The sequence below is a fragment of the Pseudomonas sp. LAM2023 genome (assembly GCF_016620375.1).
Taxonomy (GTDB): Bacteria; Pseudomonadota; Gammaproteobacteria; order Pseudomonadales; family Pseudomonadaceae; genus Aquipseudomonas; species Aquipseudomonas anuradhapurensis.
In genome coordinates this window covers 602,624-621,393 of record NZ_JAENHV010000015.1, presented here as the reverse complement: position 1 = coordinate 621,393, position 18,770 = coordinate 602,624, and the positions used below count along the sequence as shown (strand labels likewise).

At 65.0% G+C, this 18,770-nt stretch carries 17 protein-coding genes and 1 other RNA gene; 11 read left to right on the top strand and 7 right to left on the bottom strand.

All coding sequences use genetic code 11. The features are described from left to right. Position 1: 1 nt before the first annotated feature. The 3 genes from rbbA to JKP78_RS08380 form a co-directional block, all read right to left on the bottom strand. Positions 2 to 2,722: a ribosome-associated ATPase/putative transporter RbbA gene (rbbA, locus tag JKP78_RS08390; protein ID WP_200626527.1), complete on the bottom strand. Its 2,721-nt coding sequence runs from the start codon at positions 2,720 to 2,722 to the stop codon at positions 2 to 4. Next, positions 2,719 to 3,678 (bottom strand): HlyD family secretion protein, encoded by a 960-nt coding sequence (locus tag JKP78_RS08385; RefSeq protein ID WP_170033655.1) that lies wholly within the window; start codon positions 3,676 to 3,678, stop codon positions 2,719 to 2,721. Before JKP78_RS08385 ends, rbbA begins: the two co-directional genes overlap by 4 nt. Positions 3,679 to 3,807: 129 nt before the next feature. Continuing rightward, positions 3,808 to 4,257: an EVE domain-containing protein gene (locus JKP78_RS08380; protein ID WP_170033653.1), complete on the bottom strand. Its 450-nt coding sequence runs from the start codon at positions 4,255 to 4,257 to the stop codon at positions 3,808 to 3,810. Positions 4,258 to 4,435: 178 nt separating this feature from the next. Here JKP78_RS08380 and JKP78_RS08375 point away from each other — a divergent pair, with 178 nt between their 5' ends. After that, positions 4,436 to 4,588: a hypothetical protein gene (locus tag JKP78_RS08375; protein WP_170033651.1), complete on the top strand. Its 153-nt coding sequence runs from the start codon at positions 4,436 to 4,438 to the stop codon at positions 4,586 to 4,588. 19 nt (positions 4,589 to 4,607) lie between these two features. Here the strand turns inward: JKP78_RS08375 and JKP78_RS08370 are convergent, their stop codons facing one another. The 4 genes from JKP78_RS08370 to JKP78_RS08355 form a co-directional block, all read right to left on the bottom strand. Beyond that, entirely contained in the window at positions 4,608 to 5,216 is a 609-nt protein-coding gene (locus tag JKP78_RS08370; RefSeq protein WP_170033649.1) for a 5-formyltetrahydrofolate cyclo-ligase, read from the bottom strand. An 81-nt stretch (positions 5,217 to 5,297) separates the two neighbouring features. Beyond that, a non-coding RNA gene (gene ssrS / locus JKP78_RS08365) (6S RNA) lies at positions 5,298 to 5,477 on the bottom strand. Positions 5,478 to 5,494: 17 nt separating this feature from the next. Further along, complete coding sequence (locus JKP78_RS08360) at positions 5,495 to 5,815, bottom strand: cell division protein ZapA (protein WP_003259368.1); 321 nt, start codon at positions 5,813 to 5,815, stop codon at positions 5,495 to 5,497. Beyond that, positions 5,812 to 5,994 (bottom strand): TIGR02449 family protein, encoded by a 183-nt coding sequence (locus JKP78_RS08355; RefSeq protein WP_170034340.1) that lies wholly within the window; start codon positions 5,992 to 5,994, stop codon positions 5,812 to 5,814. The genes JKP78_RS08360 and JKP78_RS08355 overlap by 4 nt, the downstream gene beginning before the upstream one ends. Positions 5,995 to 6,179: 185 nt before the next feature. On the opposite strand from JKP78_RS08355, the gene JKP78_RS08350 reads away from it, so the two are divergent. The 10 genes from JKP78_RS08350 (at position 6,180) to gcvP (ending at position 18,722) form a co-directional block, all read left to right on the top strand. Next, complete coding sequence (locus JKP78_RS08350; RefSeq protein WP_170033647.1) at positions 6,180 to 6,734, top strand: YecA/YgfB family protein; 555 nt, start codon at positions 6,180 to 6,182, stop codon at positions 6,732 to 6,734. A gap of 20 nt (positions 6,735 to 6,754) precedes the next feature. Further along, a complete protein-coding gene (gene pepP / locus JKP78_RS08345) occupies positions 6,755 to 8,089 on the top strand; it encodes a Xaa-Pro aminopeptidase (RefSeq protein ID WP_170033645.1) in 1,335 nt (444 codons plus the stop codon). Next, positions 8,086 to 9,285, top strand: coding sequence for a 2-octaprenyl-6-methoxyphenyl hydroxylase (gene ubiH / locus JKP78_RS08340; protein WP_186684119.1), 1,200 nt, complete (start codon positions 8,086 to 8,088; stop codon positions 9,283 to 9,285). Before pepP ends, ubiH begins: the two co-directional genes overlap by 4 nt. Further along, positions 9,282 to 9,767: a DUF4442 domain-containing protein gene (locus JKP78_RS08335; protein WP_186684121.1), complete on the top strand. Its 486-nt coding sequence runs from the start codon at positions 9,282 to 9,284 to the stop codon at positions 9,765 to 9,767. The genes ubiH and JKP78_RS08335 overlap by 4 nt, the downstream gene beginning before the upstream one ends. 9 nt (positions 9,768 to 9,776) lie before the next feature. Further along, a complete protein-coding gene (locus JKP78_RS08330) occupies positions 9,777 to 10,994 on the top strand; it encodes a 2-octaprenyl-3-methyl-6-methoxy-1,4-benzoquinol hydroxylase (protein WP_170033639.1) in 1,218 nt (405 codons plus the stop codon). Positions 10,995 to 11,205: 211 nt separating this feature from the next. After that, on the top strand, positions 11,206 to 12,207 hold the full coding sequence (locus JKP78_RS08325; protein WP_170033637.1) for an extracellular solute-binding protein: 1,002 nt from the start codon (positions 11,206 to 11,208) through the stop codon (positions 12,205 to 12,207). Positions 12,208 to 12,368: 161 nt separating this feature from the next. Beyond that, complete coding sequence (locus JKP78_RS08320; RefSeq protein WP_170033635.1) at positions 12,369 to 13,991, top strand: ABC transporter permease; 1,623 nt, start codon at positions 12,369 to 12,371, stop codon at positions 13,989 to 13,991. A gap of 125 nt (positions 13,992 to 14,116) precedes the next feature. Next, a complete protein-coding gene (gcvT, locus tag JKP78_RS08315; protein ID WP_186684123.1) occupies positions 14,117 to 15,199 on the top strand; it encodes a glycine cleavage system aminomethyltransferase GcvT in 1,083 nt (360 codons plus the stop codon). A 51-nt stretch (positions 15,200 to 15,250) separates the two neighbouring features. Beyond that, positions 15,251 to 15,634 (top strand): glycine cleavage system protein GcvH, encoded by a 384-nt coding sequence (gcvH, locus tag JKP78_RS08310; RefSeq protein WP_186684125.1) that lies wholly within the window; start codon positions 15,251 to 15,253, stop codon positions 15,632 to 15,634. A 214-nt stretch (positions 15,635 to 15,848) separates the two neighbouring features. Further along, a complete protein-coding gene (gcvP, locus tag JKP78_RS08305) occupies positions 15,849 to 18,722 on the top strand; it encodes an aminomethyl-transferring glycine dehydrogenase (protein ID WP_186684127.1) in 2,874 nt (957 codons plus the stop codon). The last annotated feature ends 48 nt before the right edge of the window (positions 18,723 to 18,770 follow it).

Here is an 18,770-nt window from a genome sequence, read left to right as displayed (position 1 = left end):
GTCAGGCCTCCTGCTTCTTCAGCATGGCCAGGCTGAGGCCGGTGAATACGGTGAAGAAGCCCAGCAGGATCAGGCACTGCGGCCACAGTTCGCGCAGGCCCAGCGCCTTGGTGAAGGTGCCCACCGCAATATCGAGAAAGTAGCCCGCCGGGAACAACTGGCCCATCACCGCCGCTGCACCGTCCAGCGACGAGCGTGGCACGATCAGGCCGGAAAACTGGATGGTCGGCAGGCTGGTGATGATCATGGTGCCGAGGATGGCGGCGATCTGGGTGCGAGTGAAAGCCGAGATCAGCAGGCCCAGGCTGGTGGTTGCCAGCAGGTAGGCAACGCCGCCACAGGCCAGGGCCAGCACGCTGCCCTTGAGCGGTACGGCGAACAGCCAGCGGTTCATCGCCACCAGCAGCGCCAGGTTGACCAGGCTCACGGCCAGGTACGGCATCTGCTTGCCGAGCAGGAACTCCAGGCGGGTGAGCGGTGTGGCGTAGAAGTTGGTGATGGCGCCAAGTTCTTTCTCGCGGACGATGCCCAGCGCGGTAAGCATGGCCGGGATGAAGGCCAGGATCAGGGCCATCACACCCGGGCCGATGGCATTCACGCTGACCACGTCCTGGTTGTAGCGAAAACGTGTTTCCAGGCGCACCAGGTCCTGGCGTGGCTGTGGCTGTTTGCTGGCCTTCGCCAGCTGTTCGAGGTTGGCCTGGTGCACGGCTTCCACGTAGTTGCGGCTGGTTTCGGCGCGGAACGGCATGCCACCGTCGAGCCAGGCGGCCACCACCGGTTGGCGGCCGGCATACAGGTCGCGGCCAAAGCCGGGCGGAATCTCCAGCGCCAGCTTGATCTCCGAGCGCTGCAGGCGCTGGTGCATGTCGCGGGAATCGCGGATCAGCGGTTGCTCGGCGAAATAGCGCGAGCCACGGAAGGCTTCTAGGTAGGCGCGGCTTTGCGGGCTCTGGTCTTGATCGTGGACGGCGAAGGCGAGGTTTTCCACATCCAGCGAAATGCCATAGCCGAAGATCACCATCATGAACATCGCACCCAGCAGGGCGAAGGCCAGGCGTACCTTGTCGCGCAGCAGTTCCTTGCCCTCGCGGCTGGCCACGGCCAGCAGGCGCCGCAGGCTGAAGCCTTGGCGTAGCGCTGGTGCAGGCGTGGCAGCCTGCTCCAGCACGGTGCTGTCGGTGGTCGACGGGGCCAGCTCCTGGGCTTGTTCCAGGCAGCGCACGAACGCGTCTTCGAGGGTGTCGCCCTGGTACTGGCGCTGCAGGGCATCCGGCGTGTCGCAGGCCAGTACCTGGCCGGCGTGCATCAGCGAGATGCGGTCGCAGCGCTGCGCTTCGTTCATGAAGTGAGTGGACAGGAAAATGGTCACGCCCTGCTCGCGTGACAGTTCTACCAGCAGGCGCCAGAAGTCGTCGCGGGCGGCCGGGTCGACACCGGAGGTGGGTTCGTCGAGGATCAGCACTTCCGGGCGGTGCAATACTGCGACCGCCAGCGACAGGCGCTGGCGCAGGCCGAGGGGCAGGGCGCCGGACGGCTGGTTGGCAATGGCGCCGAGGTCGAAGCGCTCGATCAGTTCATCGATGCGTTGGGCGCTCTCCGCCTTGGGCAGGTCGAACAAGCGCGCATGCAGGGTCAGGTTCTGCCGTGTGCTGAGCTCGCCATACAGCGAAAAGCTCTGCGACATGAAACCGACCCGCTTGCGTGTGGCCAGGTCGCTGGCATCCACCGGACGGCCGAGCAGGCTGGCGCTGCCCTCACTGGCCGGTATCAGCCCGGTGAGCACTTTCATGGTGGTAGTCTTGCCGCAGCCGTTGGAGCCGAGAAAGCCGAAAATTTCCCCGCGGCCAATGGCGAAACTGACCTTGTTCACCGCCGTGAAGTCGCCAAAGCGCAAGGTCAGGTCGTGGGCTTCGATCGCCACCGGGCCGTCAGACGCCGGGCGTGGCGGGATGATCAGCGGCGGGTGTTGCGCCTTGCCCGCACCCTGGTACTGGGTGAAGGCATCGTCCAGCTTGCCGCTGGGGGTGGCCGCAGCCAATTCGTGGCTAGGCCCGGCGGCCAGCAGGTGGCCGCCATCGAGCATCAGGCAGTGCTCGAACTGTTCGGCTTCTTCCATGTACGCGGTGGCCACCAGCAGGGTCAGTTGCGGGCGCTGCGCGCGAACCTCTTCGACCAGCTCCCAGAAGCGCCGCCGCGACAGCGGGTCGACGCCAGTGGTCGGCTCATCGAGGATCAGCAGGTCCGGCTCGTGGATCAACGCACAACACAGGCCCAGTTTCTGTTTCATGCCGCCTGACAGCTTGCCCGCCGGGCGCTCGGCGAAGCGCTGCAGGTCGGTGGCCTGCAGCAGGTTGGCCATGCGCTGCTCGCATTCGCGGCGGCCAAGGCCGAACAGGGTGGCGAAAAAGCGGATGTTCTCGCTGATCGACAGTTCCGGATAAAGGTTGTTGCCCAGCCCTTGCGGCATGAACGCCACTTTGGGGTACAGCGCCGCGCGGTGGCGCCGCTGACGGATCGAACCACCCAACACCTGCAGTTCGCCCTGTTGCAGGCGCTTGACCCCGGCGATCAGGCCCAGCAGGGTCGACTTGCCAGCCCCGTCCGGGCCGATCAGCGCGCAGCGGGTGCCCGCCGGCAGGCTGAAGCCGAGGGTGTGCAATGCCACCAGGTCGCCATAGCGGTGGCTGATGCCTTCGGCCAGCAGTGCCGGGGCGTTCATTGCAGGTTGGCCGGCCAGTCCACCTCAGCCGTGCGTACATAGCCGGCGCCTGGCATGCCCGGTTTGGCCTGCGGCACGGCGCCCGGGTCGCTCAGGCGCAGCTTGACGCGGAACACCAGCTTCTGCCGTTCGTCGCGGGTTTCCACCTGCTTGGGGGTGAACTGGGCCTTGGCGGCGACGAAGGCTACCTTCGCTGGCAGCGCCCGCTCGGGCAGGGCGTCGAGCACGATGCGCGCCTGATCGCCGACGGTCAGGCGGCCGCTGGTGGAGGCCGGCAGGTACAGGTTCATGTACTGGTCGCTGGGGTCGATCAGCATCAATACACGGCCGCCGGCACCCAGCACTTCACCGGGTTCGGCCAGGCGCAGTTGAATGATGCCGTTGATCGGTGCGCGCAGGCTGCTGTCGTCGATTTCGCTGGTGAGTTGCGCCACCTGGGCTTCGGCAGCACCGATGGCAGCCTTGATGGCGGCCAGCTGGGCGCGGGCGGCGACCACCGCTGCGTTTGCCGTGTCGAAGCGCGCCTGTTGCTGGTCAAGCAACTGCTGGCTGGCGTATTTGCGCTGGAAAATCTCGCGCACACGCTTGAGTTCCTGGCTGGCCAGCAGCAGTTCGCTCTGGCGCAGCTGCACGCTGGCCTGGGCCGCGGCATAGTTTTCCCGGGCGCGCAGCACTTCGGCTTCGGCCTGGCTGCGTTGGGCTTCCATGGTGCGCGTGTCGATACGTGCAAGCAATTGCCCGCGGGTGACCTTGTCACCTTCATCGACCAGCACTTCGGCCAGGCGGCCGGGGATCTTGCTGGCGATTTGCACTTCGGTGGCTTCGAGGCGACCGTTGCCCATGCTCAGGCCTTCGGGCAACTGGTCGTGCAGCGACTTCCAGTACCCCAGCCCAGCGGCTGCCGCAAGCAGGGCGAGCAGCGCGGTGGCGAAGATTCTGGGGGCGTATCGGTTCATCGTTCTGCATCCTTGCGGTCATGCACACTGCATCATGGCCTGCGGCCATGGGTGGTGTGTTGATATTGGTCAAATCCATGACGGGGCCTGCCCCGCAGCCCCATTTGGTTTATGACCTTAGCCGCAGTTTCAACGCAAAGCGACAATCACCGCCCATTGCTCTGCAGTCACCGGCATCACCGACAGGCGGCTGCCCTTCTGTACCAGCGGCAGTTCGGCCAGGCCGGCCTGCTGTTTCAGCCAGCCCAGTTCCAGCACCCGTGGCAGCGTCTGCACATGGGCCACATCCACCGCGCTCCACGGGTTCTTTTCCGGCGTGGCCTTGGCATCGTGATAAGGGCTTTGCGGGTCCAGCGCGGTCGGGTCCGGGTAGGCCGCGCGGGTGATTCTGGCAATGCCGGCGATGCCCGGTTGCGGGCAACTGGAGTGGTAGAAGAAAAATTCGTCGCCAACGCTCATGGCCCGCAGGAAGTTACGTGCCTGGTAGTTGCGCACGCCGTCCCAGCGCGCTTCGCCGAGGCGGCCAAGGGCTTCGATGGAGAGCTCGTCGGGCTCGGATTTCATCAGCCAGTAGGCCATGGAGGTGCTCCTGAAATGGTTTGAAATAACCTGTTGCACGAAACCGACAGCCGGTTGACGTCAAGGTTTGCGTGTAGACGCAGGTTGTCGGAAAATGCGCCCCGATAAAAGCACGATGCTCCGGCGATACCCAGAAAATCGCCGAGCGCTGGACAGTTTGCCGGGGGGGCAATCTTCGATGAATCAACGCAACAAGCCAGACTTGCTGTGGGTCTTGGTGTTCATTTTCGGCCTGGGTGTGGTCACTACCGGTTATGCGCAAGGGTTCTGGGAGCGCAAGCTGGACAATGCCTACCAGATGCCGGTCGATGCCAGCCAGCCACAACGTTGATCCCCCTCGCTGGCGCCCTTCAACGTGGCGCCAGGTACCAGCCGCGGTCCGAGACCGTGCCCTGCAGCGGTACATCCCAGCTGGCCTGCGCCAGCCGCTCGACCTTCTGGCATTCATGCGCCAGCCCTAACAGCAATGGCTTTTTCCAGGTCTGGCGACGCGCCTGGTAGGCCAGGCTGCGATCATAGAAGCCGCCGCCCATTCCCAGGCGCCCGCCCACTTCGTCGAAACCGACCAGCGGTAGCAGGATCAGGTCCAGCGACCAGATCGGGCGCTGGCGCTTGCGCTCGGTGACTGGCTCGGGAATGCGAAAGCGGTTGGGCTTGAGCTTTTCGCCCTGTTCGAAGCGCTGGAACACCATTCGTGTGCGTGGCCAGGCATGGAGTACCGGCAGGTAGACACGCTTGCCACGGCGCTGGGCCTCGCGCAGCAGCAGGGCAGGGTCGATCTCGCCGTCATTGGGCAGGTACAGGGCAATGTGCCGGGCCCGGCGGAATAGCGGGTGTTGCGCCAGCTGGCGGTACAGGCCGACAGCGGCCTGGCGTTGCTGGGCCGGGGTGAGGGCGCGGCGGGCATTGCGCAGCAGGCGGCGAAGCTGGGGGCGGGTGAGCGGCGCGGTGTCGGTCATGGCACGAGCGGTCCCAAGTGTGTTGGCCGACATGGCCGACCAAAACGAATTGCCCGCCGGTAGAGGCGGGCAAGAGAATTCAGGCTCCCCGATAAGACCGCTATCGGTGTAGCCCTTGAACCCGAAAGTTCAAGGTGGAGATTGCAGGGGGCGTTAAGGCTTTCCGTCGGGCGGACATGCACACCGGCCCCAGCGTGCAACCCCCGTGGTTGTGCGTATCGGCTCAGGGACATAACCGACTGGCGCATCCCCCAGGGAGTGGCGCCAGTATACCAACCTCAGCCGATTTTGGTATCCGCATCGTCGGACAGCGCCTGATCGACCCGCTCCAGCAGGTCGCGCACCTGTTCGCGGGTGGTACCGCCGGCCGGCGCATCATTGCGGTCTTCCTGGCGGTGCAGCATTTCGTGGGTGATGTTCAACGCGGCCATGACCGCGATGCGGTCGGCGCCGATCACCTTGCCGCTGCTGCGGATCTCGCGCATCTTGCCGTCCAGGTAGCGCGCCGCGCTGACCAGGTTGTTGCGCTCTTCCGGCGGGCAGATGATCGAATATTCCTTGTCGAGGATCTGCACGGTGACGCTATTGCTTGAACTCATGAGTCTTGCTCCAGAGCCTTGAGGCGTAAAATCATCGACTCGACCTTGCGCCTGGCGATCTCGTTCTTTTCGATGAGGTGGGCGCGCTCTTCGCGCCAGGATTTTTCCTGAGCTACTAGGAGTGCATTTTGCCGTTTTAGTTGCTCGACGCGTTGGATCAGCAACTCGAATCGGCTCATCAGTGCCTGCAGGTCGTTCTCTTGCGTGGGTTGCACTCGATTCGCTCCGTCATTGAGTCACCGTGGCGATGATGATGCCTCTCGCCGGGCGGCGACGGCCAGTGCCGATGGTCTTGGCGCGCCTGCCGGTGCTAGGATACAAGGTCTCCATTCTAGTCATTGCGCCGTCTGGCGCCTAGCTGCCCATGCCCAATACCCAATCGCCCTACATCGCCTTCGCCATGCTGCTGTCCAGCAATGGCCATCCTGTCACCCCGGCCGAACTGCACGGCCTGCTGATCGGCCGCAGTTGCGCCGGTGCCGGCTTCGACGCCGAAGGCTGGCTGGCCGATGCCGCCCAGCTGCTGGAAACCGAACCTGGCGACACTGTGCGCAACGCCCTGGTTGGCCTGCAGGAAATGGTCAAGGGCGAGCTGACCAGCGACGACATGGCGATCGTCCTGCTGCTGCCTTCCGACGACGCCGCCCTGAGCGACCGTGCCACCGCGCTCGGCCAGTGGTGCCAAGGCTTCATTACCGGTTTCGGTCTGAATGCCGGTGGCAAGGAGCTGTCCGACGAGGCCAAGGAAGTGCTGCAGGACCTGGTGGCCATTTCCCAGGTCCAGGAAGCCCTCGAAGAGTCCGAGGACGGCGAGAGCGACTACATGGAGGTCATGGAATACCTGCGTGTGGCGCCGCTGCTGCTGTTCTCCGAGCTGGCCAAGCCGGCCGCCCCCGCGCCCAAGCCATCGCTGCACTGATCAACCGGGGTAGTCTGCCCATGAGCCACATTCCCAAAGCCGAATATGCCCGTCGGCGCAAGGCGCTGATGGCGCAGATGGTCCCCAACAGCATCGCCATCCTGCCCGCCGCTGCGGTTGCCATTCGTAACCGCGACGTCGAGCATGTGTACCGCCAGGACAGCGACTTCCAGTACCTCAGCGGCTTCCCCGAGCCGGAGGCGGTGATCGCGCTGATCCCGGGGCGCGAGCATGGCGAATACGTGCTGTTCTGCCGTGAACGCAACCCCGAGCGCGAGCTGTGGGACGGCCTGCGTGCCGGCCAGGAGGGCGCGGTGCGCGACTTTGGCGCCGACGATGCCTTCCCCATCACCGACATCGACGAGATCCTGCCGGGCCTGATCGAAGGCCGCGAGCGGGTCTACAGCGCCATGGGCAGCAACCCCGAATTCGACCGCCGGCTGATGGACTGGATCAACGTGATCCGCTCCAAGGCACGCCTGGGCGCCCAGCCGCCGAACGAGTTCGTTGCGCTGGATCATCTGCTGCACGACATGCGCCTGTATAAATCAGCGGCGGAAGTGAAAGTGATGCGTGCTGCCGCAGACATCTCGGCACGGGCCCACGTGCGGGCCATGCAGGCCTGCCGGGCCGGGCTGCATGAATACAGCCTGGAAGCCGAGCTGGACTACGAGTTCCGCAAGGGCGGGGCGAAGATGCCGGCCTACGGCTCGATCGTCGCGGCCGGGCGCAATGCCTGCATCCTGCACTACCAGCAGAACGACGCGCCGCTCAAGGATGGCGACCTGGTGCTGATCGATGCCGGCTGCGAGATCGACTGCTACGCCAGCGACATCACCCGTACCTTCCCGGTCAGCGGGCGTTTTTCGCCCGAGCAGAAGGCCATCTACGAGCTGGTGCTCAAGGCCCAGGCGGCGGCGTTTGCCGAAATCGCCCCGGGCAAGCACTGGAACCACGCCCACGAGGCGACCGTGCGGGTGATCACCGAGGGCCTGGTGCAATTGGGCCTGCTCCAAGGCGAAGTGCAGGCCTTGATCGACAGTGAGGCCTACCGCGCCTTCTACATGCACCGCGCCGGGCACTGGCTGGGCATGGATGTGCATGACGTGGGCGAGTACAAGGTTGGCGGCGAATGGCGGGTGCTTGAACCCGGCATGGCGCTGACCGTCGAGCCGGGCATCTATATCGGCGCCGACAATCAGGCCGTGGCGAAGAAGTGGCGCGGCATCGGTGTAAGAATCGAGGATGACGTGGTGGTGACCAGGCAAGGCTGTGAAATCCTGACTTCGGGCGTGCCGCGCACGGTCGCCGAGATCGAGGCGCTGATGCAGGCAGCGCGCAAGGACGTCGCATGAACCGGGTGAATCTGGCGATCATCGGTGGCGGCCTGGTCGGCGCAAGCCTGGCCTTGGCCCTGCAAGCCGGGGCCAAGGCGCGCGGCTGGAAAATCCTGCTGATCGAGCCATTCGCCCCCGGCGACAGCTTCCAGCCCAGCTATGATGCGCGCTCGTCGGCACTGTCGTTCGGCACCCGGCAGATCTACCAGCAGTTGGGCTTGTGGCAAGCGATCGAGCGCCGCGCCGAGCCGATCCGGCAGATTCATGTTTCCGATCGTGGCCGCTTCGGCGCTACCCGCCTGGATGCCCAGGAAGAAGGCGTGCCGGCGCTGGGTTACGTGGTGGAAAACGCCTGGTTGGGCCAATGCCTGTGGCAAGGCCTGGACACTGACGTGGTGAGCTGGCGCTGCCCGGCGGAAGTGACCTCGATGCAGGCGATCGAAGGTGGCTACCGGCTGATGCTGAACGACGACACCCAGCTTGAATGTGACCTGGCGGTGCTTGCCGACGGTGGTCGCTCCGGCCTGCGCGAACAGCTGGGCATCCATGTGCGTCACACGCCCTACCAACAAAGCGCGTTGATCGCCAATATCACCCCGGGCGAGGCCCACGGTGGCCAGGCCTTCGAGCGTTTCACCGAAGCCGGCCCCATGGCCCTGCTGCCGCTGCCGGAAAACCGCTGCGCGCTGGTCTGGACCCGCCAGGGCATGGATGCGCGGCGCCTGGCCGATATCGACGAGCGCCACTTCCTGCGCGAGTTGCAGGCGGTGTTCGGCTACCGCCTGGGCGCGCTGCGCCAGGTTGGCGCGCGGCACCTCTACCCGTTGTCGCTGATCGAGGCCGAGGAGCAGGTGCGGCCGCACCTGGTGGTGCTGGGCAACGCCGCGCACAGCCTGCACCCGATTGCCGGGCAGGGCTTCAACCTGTCACTGCGTGACGTGCAGGCGCTGGCCGAAGCATTGCTGGCCGGCCCGCAGCGGCCTGGCGACCTGACCACCCTGCAGGCTTATCAACAGCGCCAGCGCCTGGACCAGGCCTTGACCATCGGTTTTTCCGATCAGGTTACCCGCCTGTTCGGCAGCAGCCAGCCGTTGCTGGCCGCCGGGCGCAACCTCGGGCTGCTCGGGCTCGACCTGCTGCCGCCGGCGAAAAGCTGGTTTGCCCGCCAGGCCATGGGCCTGGGCACCCGCGCCGATTCGCGGGGGCAGGCATGACCGCTGATGCACGCCGGCTGGCGCGCCGCGCGCGCCTGTTGCGTTGGCGCCTGAACCTGTTCCCGCCGCACCTCGGCGCCGGTATCCGCGTGCAGCACATCAGTGCCGACCTGCGCAGCGTCAAGGTAGCGATGAAGCTGACCCGCTGGAACCGCAACTACGTTGGTACCCAGTGCGGCGGCAGCCTGTACGGCATGGTCGACCCGTTCTACATGCTGTTGCTGATCGAGCAGCTGGGGCGTGACTACATCGTCTGGGACAAGGCCGCCAGCATCGATTTCATTTCACCGGGCAAAGGCCCGGTGTATGCCGAACTCCACGTCGATGACGCGTTGCTGGACGAGATTCGCCAGCAGACCGCCACTGGCAAGAAGTGCCTGCCGCGGCTGCAGGTCGATATTCGCGACGGCGCCGGCGAGCTGGTGGCGCGGGTCGATAAAACCCTATATGTGCGGCTCAAGCCGCAAGCGAGGCTGGCGTAAGGCATGGAAATGCGCGCAGATCTGTTGATTGTCGGTGCCGGTATGGTCGGCAGCGCCCTGGCCCTGGCGTTACGCCACAGCGGCCTGCAAATCCTCTTGCTCGACGGTGGCCCGCTGGCGGTCAAGCCGTTCGATGCCCAGGCCCCGTTCGAACCGCGAGTCAGCGCGCTGTCGGCGGCCAGCCAGCGCATCCTCGAACGCCTGGGCGCCTGGGATGGCATTGCCCGGCGGCGCGCTACGCCCTACTCGGACATGCATGTGTGGGACGGCAGTGGCACCGGCCAGATTCACTTCTCGGCTGCCAGCGTGCATGCCCAGGTACTTGGCCACATCGTCGAGAACCGGGTGGTGCAGGATGGCCTGCTGGAGCGCCTGCATGACAGTGACATCGGCCTGCTAGCCAACGCGCGGCTCGAACAGTTGCGCCGCTCGGGCGATGAATGGCTGCTGACCCTGGCCGACGGCCGTCAGCTGCGCACGCCGCTGGTGATCGCCGCCGACGGCGCCAACTCGGCGGTGCGCCGTCTGGCTGGTTGCGAAACCCGCGAGTGGGATTACCTGCACCATGCCATCGTCACCAGCGTGCGTTGCAGCGCCGGGCACCAGGCCACGGCCTGGCAGCGTTTCACCGATGAAGGGCCGTTGGCGTTCCTGCCGTTGACCCGCGATGGCCAGCAGGACTGGTGCTCGATCGTCTGGTCGACCACGCCGGAGCATGCCGAGCAGTTGATGGCATTGGATGAAGCGGCCTTCGTGAAGGCCCTGCAGCAGGCTTTCGAGGGGCGCCTGGGGGATGTCCTGCAGGCCGACCCGCGGGTGTGCGTGCCGTTGCGCCAGCGCCATGCCAAGCGTTATGTGGATGAAGGCCTGGCCTTGATCGGCGATGCCGCGCATACCATTCACCCGTTGGCCGGGCAGGGTGTCAACCTGGGCTTCCTCGATGCGGCAGTGCTGGCCGAGGTGCTGGTAAATGCCTGCGAGCGTGGCGAGCGGCTGGCGGATGTGAAAGTGCTGAGCCGTTACGAGCGCCGACGCATGCCGCACAACCTGGCGCTGATGGCGGCGATGGAAGGGTTCGAGCGGTTGTTCCAGGCCAACCCGTTGCCGTTGCGCTGGTTACGTAACACTGGCTTGAAGCTGGTGCAGCAGATGCCGGAGGCCAAGGCGCTGTTCGTGCGCCAGGCGCTGGGTTTGACCGGTGATCTGCCGGATCTCGCCAAGGCATGAGATTGCTGGAATCTGTGGGAGCGGGCATGCCCGCGAAACAGGCAACGCGGTGTATGGCGCCGGCTTTGCCGGTGTTCGCGGGCATGCCCGCTCCCACAGGAACCTCGCAACTGTTATCCCTCTGCAACATCCAGTAACGGCTAGGTAGATGAGCCGGAAAATGGGATTCACTACCATTTGCGCCTCTCATACGATCCGAGGAGCGCTTTCCATGTTGCCACGCAAGCCCCTACTGGCCGCCCTGGCCCTGACCCTGTTCGGCGGCACTGCCCAGGCGGCGGACGAAGTGGTGGTGTACTCCTCGCGCATCGACGAGCTGATCAAGCCAGTGTTCGATGCCTATACCGCCAAGACCGGGGTGAAGATCAAGTTCATCACCGACAAGGAGGCCCCACTGATGCAACGCATCAAGGCCGAGGGCGACAACGGCGTGGCCGACCTGCTGCTGACCGTCGATGCCGGTAACCTGTGGCAGGCCGAGCAGATGGGCATCCTGCAGCCGATCCAGTCCGACATCATCGACCGCAACATCCCGCCGCAGTACCGCGCTTCGTCGCACGACTGGACTGGCCTGAGCCTGCGCGCGCGCACCATCATCTACTCCACCGAGCGGGTCAAGCCGGAGGAGTTGAGCACCTACGAGGCCCTGGCCGACAAACAGTGGGAAGGCCGCCTGTGCCTGCGTACGGCAAAGAAGGTGTACAACCAGTCGCTGACTGCCACCCTGATCGAGACCCACGGCGAGGCGAAGACCGAGCAGATCGTCAAAGGCTGGGTCAACAACCTGTCCACCGACGTGTTCTCCGATGACAACGCGGTGATCCAGGCCATCGAGGCCGGCCAGTGCGACGTGGGCGTGGTCAACACCTATTACTACGGCCGGCTGCACCAGCAGAACCCGAAACTGCCGGTGAAGATCTTCTGGCCCAACCAGGGTGACCGTGGCGTGCACGTGAACCTGTCCGGCATCGGCCTGACCAAGCATGCGCCACACCCGGAGGCGGCGAAGAAACTGGTGGAATGGATGACTACTGAAGAGGCGCAGAAGCTGTTTGCCGACATCAACCAGGAGTTCCCGGCCAACCCCAAGGTCAAGCCATCGGACGAAGTGGCGGCGTGGGGCAGCTTCAAGGCCGACAGCATTCCGGTGGAGATCGCCGGCAAGCGTCAGGCTGAAGCGATTCGCTTGATGGACCGGGCTGGCTGGAACTAAGCGCCAGGCTTTATCCTTCCGGGGCTTATCAGGCCTTTTCGCGGGCACGCCCGCTGCTACAGGTTGGCCACTGCCTTTGGCGCATGTGGGGTCCCTGTGGGAGCGGGCATGCCCGCGAACGACCGCAAGGCGGTCGCAAATCATCCACAGAGACATTCTACTTGCCGCACACCGCCCAACGCCGCTGGTACCTCCCGGTCGCCCTGATCGCCGCCCTGGTGCTCCTGCCCCTGAGCGTGTTGCTGCTGTCGTGGCAGTCGATCGACCTGCAGATCTGGTCGCACCTGCTCGACACCCAGATGAGCCGCCTGCTGGGCAATACCCTGACGCTGGTGGTGGGCGTTGGCATCGGCGTCACCCTGCTGGGTGTCAGCCTGGCCTGGCTGACCAGCCTCTGCGAGTTCCCCGGCCGGCGCTGGCTGGACTGGGCGCTGATGCTCCCGTTCGCCATCCCTGCCTACGTGCTGGCGTTCGTCTTCGTTGGCCTGCTGGACTTCGCCGGCCCGGTACAAAGCGCCTTGCGCGAGCTGTTCGGGCCAATGCGCCTGCCGCGGGTGCGTTCGACCGGTGGGGTGATCATCGTGCTGGTGCTGGTGTTCTACCCCTATGTCTACCTGCTGGCGCGCAGCGCCTTCCTGGCCCAGGGCAAAGGCCTGATGGAAGCGGCGCGGGTGCTTGGGCTGTCCCCGCTGCAAGCATTCTGGCGCGTGGCGCTGCCCATGGCGCGGCCGGCTATCGGCGCCGGGATAGCCCTGGCGTTGATGGAAACCCTGGCGGACTTTGGCGCTGTGGCGGTGTTCAACTTCGACACCTTCACCACCGCCATCTACAAGACCTGGTACGGCTTCTTCAGCCTGTCCAGCGCAGCCCAGCTGGCCAGCCTGCTGTTGCTGGCGGTGATGCTGGTGCTGTACGGCGAACGCCGGGCACGCGGCGCCAGCCGCAGCGGCAACGAGCGCCCGCGCGGGCAGGCGCTGTACCACCTGCGTGGGATCAAGGCGTTGCTGGCCAGTGGCTGGTGCCTGCTGGTGTTCGCCTGCGCCTTCGTCATCCCGCTGTTGCAACTGCTGAGCTGGTTCTGGCAGCGCGGCCGGCATGACCTGGACGAGCGCTACGTCGGCCTGGTGCTGCACACCCTGTACCTGGGCGGCATGGCGGCGCTGGTCACGGTGAGCGTGGCGCTGCTGCTGGCCTTTGCACGGCGCCAGGCACCGACGAATGCCATCCGCGCCGGGGTCGGCCTGGCCAACCTGGGCTATGCCTTGCCTGGTTCGGTGCTGGCGGTATCGATCATGCTGGCCTTCAGCTACCTCGATAACCAGCTGGTCATCCCGCTGTCCAGCTGGCTGGGCGGGGCTGGCAAGCCACTATTGCTGGGTAGCCTTGCTGCGTTGCTGCTGGCCTACCTGGTGCGCTTCATCGCGGTGGCTTACGGGCCGCTGGAAAGCAGCCTGGAGCGTATTCGCCCGTCGCTTCCCGAGGCATCGCGCAGTCTGGGTGTCGGTGGCATGAGATTGTTTTTCAAGGTGTATCTGCCGCTGCTGGTACCGGGTGCCCTCAGCGCCGCCTTGCTGGTATTCGTCGACGTCCTCAAGGAAATGCCGGCCACCTTGCTGATGCGCCCGTTCGGCTGGGACACCCTGGCCGTGCGGGTGTTCGAGATGACCAGCGAGGGTGAGTGGGCACGTGCATCGCTGCCGGCACTGAGCCTGGTGCTGGTGGGGTTGCTGCCGGTCATCGGCCTGATTCGCCGTTCGGCTCGTCGACCCGGTCACAGTCACTGAGGGTGTCAGCCCGCGCCCTTGCGGCTACAATGCGCGGCACTCGCGCGGCGGGTCCTGTACAAGAAGAGCTGACGACCCAACGTCATCGACCGCCGCCGCTTCGCCACGCCCGGAAGGAGAAACCCATGGGACAGCGCACGCTTTTGTACGACCTGCACCTGGCGCTGGGCGCCAAGACGGTCGATTTCGGTGGCTGGGACATGCCCCTGCACTATGGCTCGCAGGTCGAGGAGCACCATCAGGTGCGCAGCGATTGCGGGGTGTTCGATGTGTCCCACATGACCGTGATCGATGTCGACGGCAGCGACGCCACTGCCTGGTTGCAGCGCCTGCTGGCCAACGACGTGGCCCGTCTCGACGATATCGGCAAGGCACTGTACAGCCCGTTGCTGCAGGAGCAGGGCAAGGTCATCGACGACCTGATCGTCTACCGCACCGAAACCGGCTACCGCCTGGTCACCAACGCCGCCACCCGGGCCAAGGTACTCGATTGGCTGGCCGCACAGCGTGCCGGTTTTGCCGTGGATTTCCGGGCCCGTCCCGATCTGGCCATCCTCGCCATCCAGGGCCCGCATGCACGCGAAAAGGTCGCTGCCCTGCTCAGCCCTGCGCGCGCCGCGCTGATTCGCGAACTGCGCCCATTCGAGGGCATTGCCGAAGGCGACTGGTTCATTGCCCGCACCGGGTATACAGGTGAAGACGGCCTGGAGATCATCCTTCCTGGCGAGCAGGCCGTGGCCTTCTTCAACGACCTGGTCGGCGCCGGTATTGCCCCAAGCGGCCTTGGCGCCCGCGACACCCTGCGCCTGGAAGCCGGCATGAACCTGTACGGCCAGGACATCGACGAAGCACACACACCACTCACTTCCAACCTGGGCTGGAGCATCGCCTGGGAGCCCGCCGAGCGCGACTTCATCGGCCGCGCCGGCCTGCTGGCGGAAATCGAACAAGGTGTACAGGAAAAACTGGTCGGCCTGGTGCTGGAAGAGCGTGGTGTACTGCGTGCCCACCAGGTGGTCCGGGTGGCAGGGATTGGCGAAGGGGAGATCACCAGTGGTAGTTTCTCGCCTACGCTGAGCAAGTCCATTGCCCTTGCACGCGTACCCATGGCCACCGGCGACCGGGCCGAGGTGGAAATTCGCGGTAAGTGGTACCCGGTGCGGGTGGTCAAACCGACCTTCGTGCGCCACGGCAAGATCCTGATCTGAACAATTTTCAACCGGCGGGCGTACCGCTGAGCCAATCGAGGAATTCAAGACATGAGCGATATCCCTAGCGACCTGCGTTATGCCAAAAGCCATGAGTGGGCCCGCCTGGAAGCCGACGGCACTGTGACCGTGGGTATCAGCGACCACGCCCAGGAAGCCCTGGGTGACGTGGTGTTCGTCGAACTGGCCGAGGTCGGCAAGGCGTTTGGCGCTGGCGACGCCGCCGGTGTGGTCGAGTCGGTGAAGGCCGCTTCGGACATCTATGCCCCGGTGGGTGGCGAAGTGATTGCGGTCAACGAGGAGCTGGCTGAAAGCCCGGGACTGCTCAACGAAGCACCTTACGAAGCGTGGATCTTCAAGCTGAAGCCAAGCAACCCGGCCGAGCTGGACAAGCTGCTGGATGCTGCTGGCTACAAGGCTGCCATCGGCGAGTAACAGCAGGATCCTTGGGGCTGTTTCGCAGCCCTATCGACACCAGGCCGGTCCTATAGGCGATCGCGATCCATTGTAGGAGCGGCCTTGTGTCGCGATAGGGGCGCAAAGCGCCCCCGGCAGTCGCCAGGCGAAAACAAGTTTCCCCGCACAATCGGCAATCCCTTCCTAGACTTGTAAGTCTCCATGAGAGCTGTTCCAGGAAGAGAGCGTCGTCATGTCCCAGTCGCCATCCCTGCATCAACTGCAAGAGCCCAACCCTTTCCTGCGTCGTCACCTGGGCCCCGATGCTGCAGAGCAGCAGGCCATGCTCAATGCGCTTGGCGTCGCCAGCCGCAGTGAGCTGATCGAGCAGACCGTACCGCCAGACATCCGTCTCGATCGCCCGCTCGACTTGCCCGCTGCGCTGGACGAACAGGCCGCCCTGGCCAAACTCGCCAGCTACGCCGAACAGAACCAGGTCTGGACGAGCCTGATCGGCATGGGCTACCACGGCACCATCACGCCGACGGTCATCCTGCGCAACGTGCTGGAAAACCCCGGCTGGTACACCGCCTATACCCCGTATCAGCCCGAAATCGCCCAAGGCCGGCTGGAGGCGCTGCTGAATTTCCAGCAGATGGTCATCGACCTTACCGGGCTGGCCCTGGCCAATGCCTCGCTGCTCGACGAGGCTACTGCTGCCGCCGAAGCCATGGCATTGGCCAAGCGGGTGGCACGCAACAAGAGCAAAGCCTTCTTTGCCGACGAACATTGCCACCCGCAGACCCTGTCGGTGCTGAAGACTCGCGCTGAGGGCTTTGGCTTCGAACTGATCGTCGACGCTGTGGATAACCTTGGCAAACACGCGGTATTCGGTGCTTTGCTGCAGTACCCCGACACTCATGGCGAAGTACGCGACCTGCGCCCGCTGATCGACCAGTTGCACAGCCAGCATGCACTGGCCTGTGTGGCGGCGGACCTGCTCAGCCTCGTGCTGTTGGCGCCGCCTGGGGAACTGGGTGCGGATGTGGTACTGGGTTCGACCCAGCGCTTTGGCGTACCGATGGGGTATGGCGGCCCTCATGCGGCCTATTTCGCCTGTCGCGACGACTACAAGCGGGCCATGCCGGGGCGCATCATCGGCGTATCGCGCGATGCCCGTGGCAACACCGCCCTGCGCATGGCCCTGCAAACCCGCGAGCAGCATATTCGCCGCGAAAAGGCCAACTCCAACATCTGCACGGCGCAGGTGCTGCTGGCCAACATTGCCGGCTTCTACGCGGTCTACCATGGCCCCGAAGGCCTGCAGCGCATCGCCCAGCGTGTGCATCGGTTGACCTTCATCCTGGCCGCCGGCCTCGAAGCCAAGGGTATCCGGCGGTTGAACCAGCATTTCTTCGACACGCTGACCGTGGATGTCGGTGGCGCCCAGGCGGCCATCATCGAAAGCGCCGAAGCTGCGCAGGTCAATTTGCGTATCCTTGGCCGCGGGCGCCTGGGCGTGAGCCTTGACGAGACCTGTTCGGAGCAGACGGTGCTGCGCCTGTTCGACATCTTCCTGGGCGTGGACCACGGCCTGGACATTGCCGCTCTCGACCAGCTCGCCCTGCCCGAAGGGATTCCAGCGAGTCTGGTGCGGCGCACGCCGTTCCTCGCGCACCCGGTGTTCAACCTGCACCACAGCGAAACCGAAATGCTGCGCTACCTCAAGCAGCTGGAGAACAAGGACCTGGCGCTGAACCAGTCGATGATCCCGCTGGGCTCGTGCACCATGAAGCTCAACGCCACCAGCGAGATGATCCCTATCACCTGGCCGGGCTTTGCTCAGTTGCACCCGTTTGCCCCAGCCGCCCAGGCCGCCGGCTACAAGGCGATGATCGACGAACTGGAAAGCTGGTTGTGCGCCATTACCGGCTTCGATGCCATCTGCATGCAGCCCAATTCCGGTGCCCAGGGCGAATATGCCGGCCTGATGGCCATCACCCGCTACCACCGCAGCCGTCACCAGCCGCAACGCACCTTGTGCCTGATCCCGTCCTCAGCCCACGGTACAAACCCGGCCTCGGCGCAGATGGCCGGCATGGAGGTGGTGATCGTTGATTGCGACGACCATGGCAACGTTGACCTGGCCGACCTCAAGGCCAAGGCGCACGCCGCCGCAGACCGCCTGTCGTGCCTGATGATCACCTACCCGTCGACCCACGGCGTATACGAAGAGGGCATTCGCGAAATCTGCGAAGTTGTGCACCAGCACGGTGGCCAGGTGTACATGGATGGCGCCAACCTCAATGCCCAGGTGGGGCTGGCGCGCCCGGCCGATATTGGCGCCGACGTTTCCCACATGAACCTGCACAAGACGTTCTGCATACCCCACGGCGGTGGCGGCCCCGGCATGGGCCCGATCGGCATCCGCGAGCACCTCAAACCGTTCGTTGCCAGCCACCCGGTGGTGCCGGTACCCGGCCTGGAGCCGAACAACAGTGCAGTCAGTGCCGCGCCCTGGGGGAGTGCGAGCATCTTGCCGATCAGCTGGATGTACATCGCCATGATGGGCCCACAGCTGGCTGATGCCAGCGAAGTGGCGATCCTTTCGGCCAACTACCTGGCCAGCCAGTTGAGCGGCGCCTTCCCCGTGCTCTACCGCGGGCGCAACCAGCGGGTGGCGCATGAGTGCATCCTCGACCTGCGCCCCCTGAAGGCGCTGACCGGTATCAGTGAAGAGGATGTGGCCAAGCGCCTGATGGACTATGGCTTCCATGCGCCGACCATGTCCTTCCCGGTGCCGGGCACGCTGATGGTCGAGCCGACGGAGAGTGAGTCGAAGGCCGAACTGGACCGGTTCGTCGAGGCGATGCTGGCGATTCGCGCGGAAATCGGCGAAGTGCAGGAGGGTAACTGGCCGGCGGAGAACAACCCGCTCAAGCATGCGCCGCATACGCTAGCTGACGTGCTGGGGGCGTGGGACAGGCCCTATAGCCTGGAGCAGGCGGTGGCGCCCAGTGCTCACGTACGACAGCACAAGTACTGGCCGACGGTGAACCGGGTCGACAACGTTTATGGGGACAGGAATCTGTTCTGTGCTTGTGTGCCGGTGGAGGCTTATCGGTAGGGCTGCAGATCGCTGTTGAATGCTTCGCGGGCATGCCCGCGAAGCAGG

Excerpts from the sequence above, each read along its gene's own strand:
- rbbA (WP_200626527.1), bottom strand. The coding sequence starts at position 2,722 with ATGAACGCCCCGGCACTGCTGGCCGAAGGCATCAGCCACCGCTATGGC.
- JKP78_RS08385 (WP_170033655.1), bottom strand. The coding sequence starts at position 3,678 with ATGAACCGATACGCCCCCAGAATCTTCGCCACCGCGCTGCTCGCCCTG.
- JKP78_RS08380 (WP_170033653.1), bottom strand. The coding sequence starts at position 4,257 with ATGGCCTACTGGCTGATGAAATCCGAGCCCGACGAGCTCTCCATCGAA.
- JKP78_RS08375 (WP_170033651.1), top strand. The coding sequence starts at position 4,436 with ATGAATCAACGCAACAAGCCAGACTTGCTGTGGGTCTTGGTGTTCATT.
- JKP78_RS08370 (WP_170033649.1), bottom strand. The coding sequence starts at position 5,216 with ATGACCGACACCGCGCCGCTCACCCGCCCCCAGCTTCGCCGCCTGCTG.
- JKP78_RS08360 (WP_003259368.1), bottom strand. The coding sequence starts at position 5,815 with ATGAGTTCAAGCAATAGCGTCACCGTGCAGATCCTCGACAAGGAATAT.
- JKP78_RS08355 (WP_170034340.1), bottom strand. The coding sequence starts at position 5,994 with ATGAGCCGATTCGAGTTGCTGATCCAACGCGTCGAGCAACTAAAACGG.
- JKP78_RS08350 (WP_170033647.1), top strand. The coding sequence starts at position 6,180 with ATGCCCAATACCCAATCGCCCTACATCGCCTTCGCCATGCTGCTGTCC.
- pepP (WP_170033645.1), top strand. The coding sequence starts at position 6,755 with ATGAGCCACATTCCCAAAGCCGAATATGCCCGTCGGCGCAAGGCGCTG.
- ubiH (WP_186684119.1), top strand. The coding sequence starts at position 8,086 with ATGAACCGGGTGAATCTGGCGATCATCGGTGGCGGCCTGGTCGGCGCA.
- JKP78_RS08335 (WP_186684121.1), top strand. The coding sequence starts at position 9,282 with ATGACCGCTGATGCACGCCGGCTGGCGCGCCGCGCGCGCCTGTTGCGT.
- JKP78_RS08330 (WP_170033639.1), top strand. The coding sequence starts at position 9,777 with ATGCGCGCAGATCTGTTGATTGTCGGTGCCGGTATGGTCGGCAGCGCC.
- JKP78_RS08325 (WP_170033637.1), top strand. The coding sequence starts at position 11,206 with ATGTTGCCACGCAAGCCCCTACTGGCCGCCCTGGCCCTGACCCTGTTC.
- gcvT (WP_186684123.1), top strand. The coding sequence starts at position 14,117 with ATGGGACAGCGCACGCTTTTGTACGACCTGCACCTGGCGCTGGGCGCC.
- gcvH (WP_186684125.1), top strand. The coding sequence starts at position 15,251 with ATGAGCGATATCCCTAGCGACCTGCGTTATGCCAAAAGCCATGAGTGG.
- gcvP (WP_186684127.1), top strand. The coding sequence starts at position 15,849 with ATGTCCCAGTCGCCATCCCTGCATCAACTGCAAGAGCCCAACCCTTTC.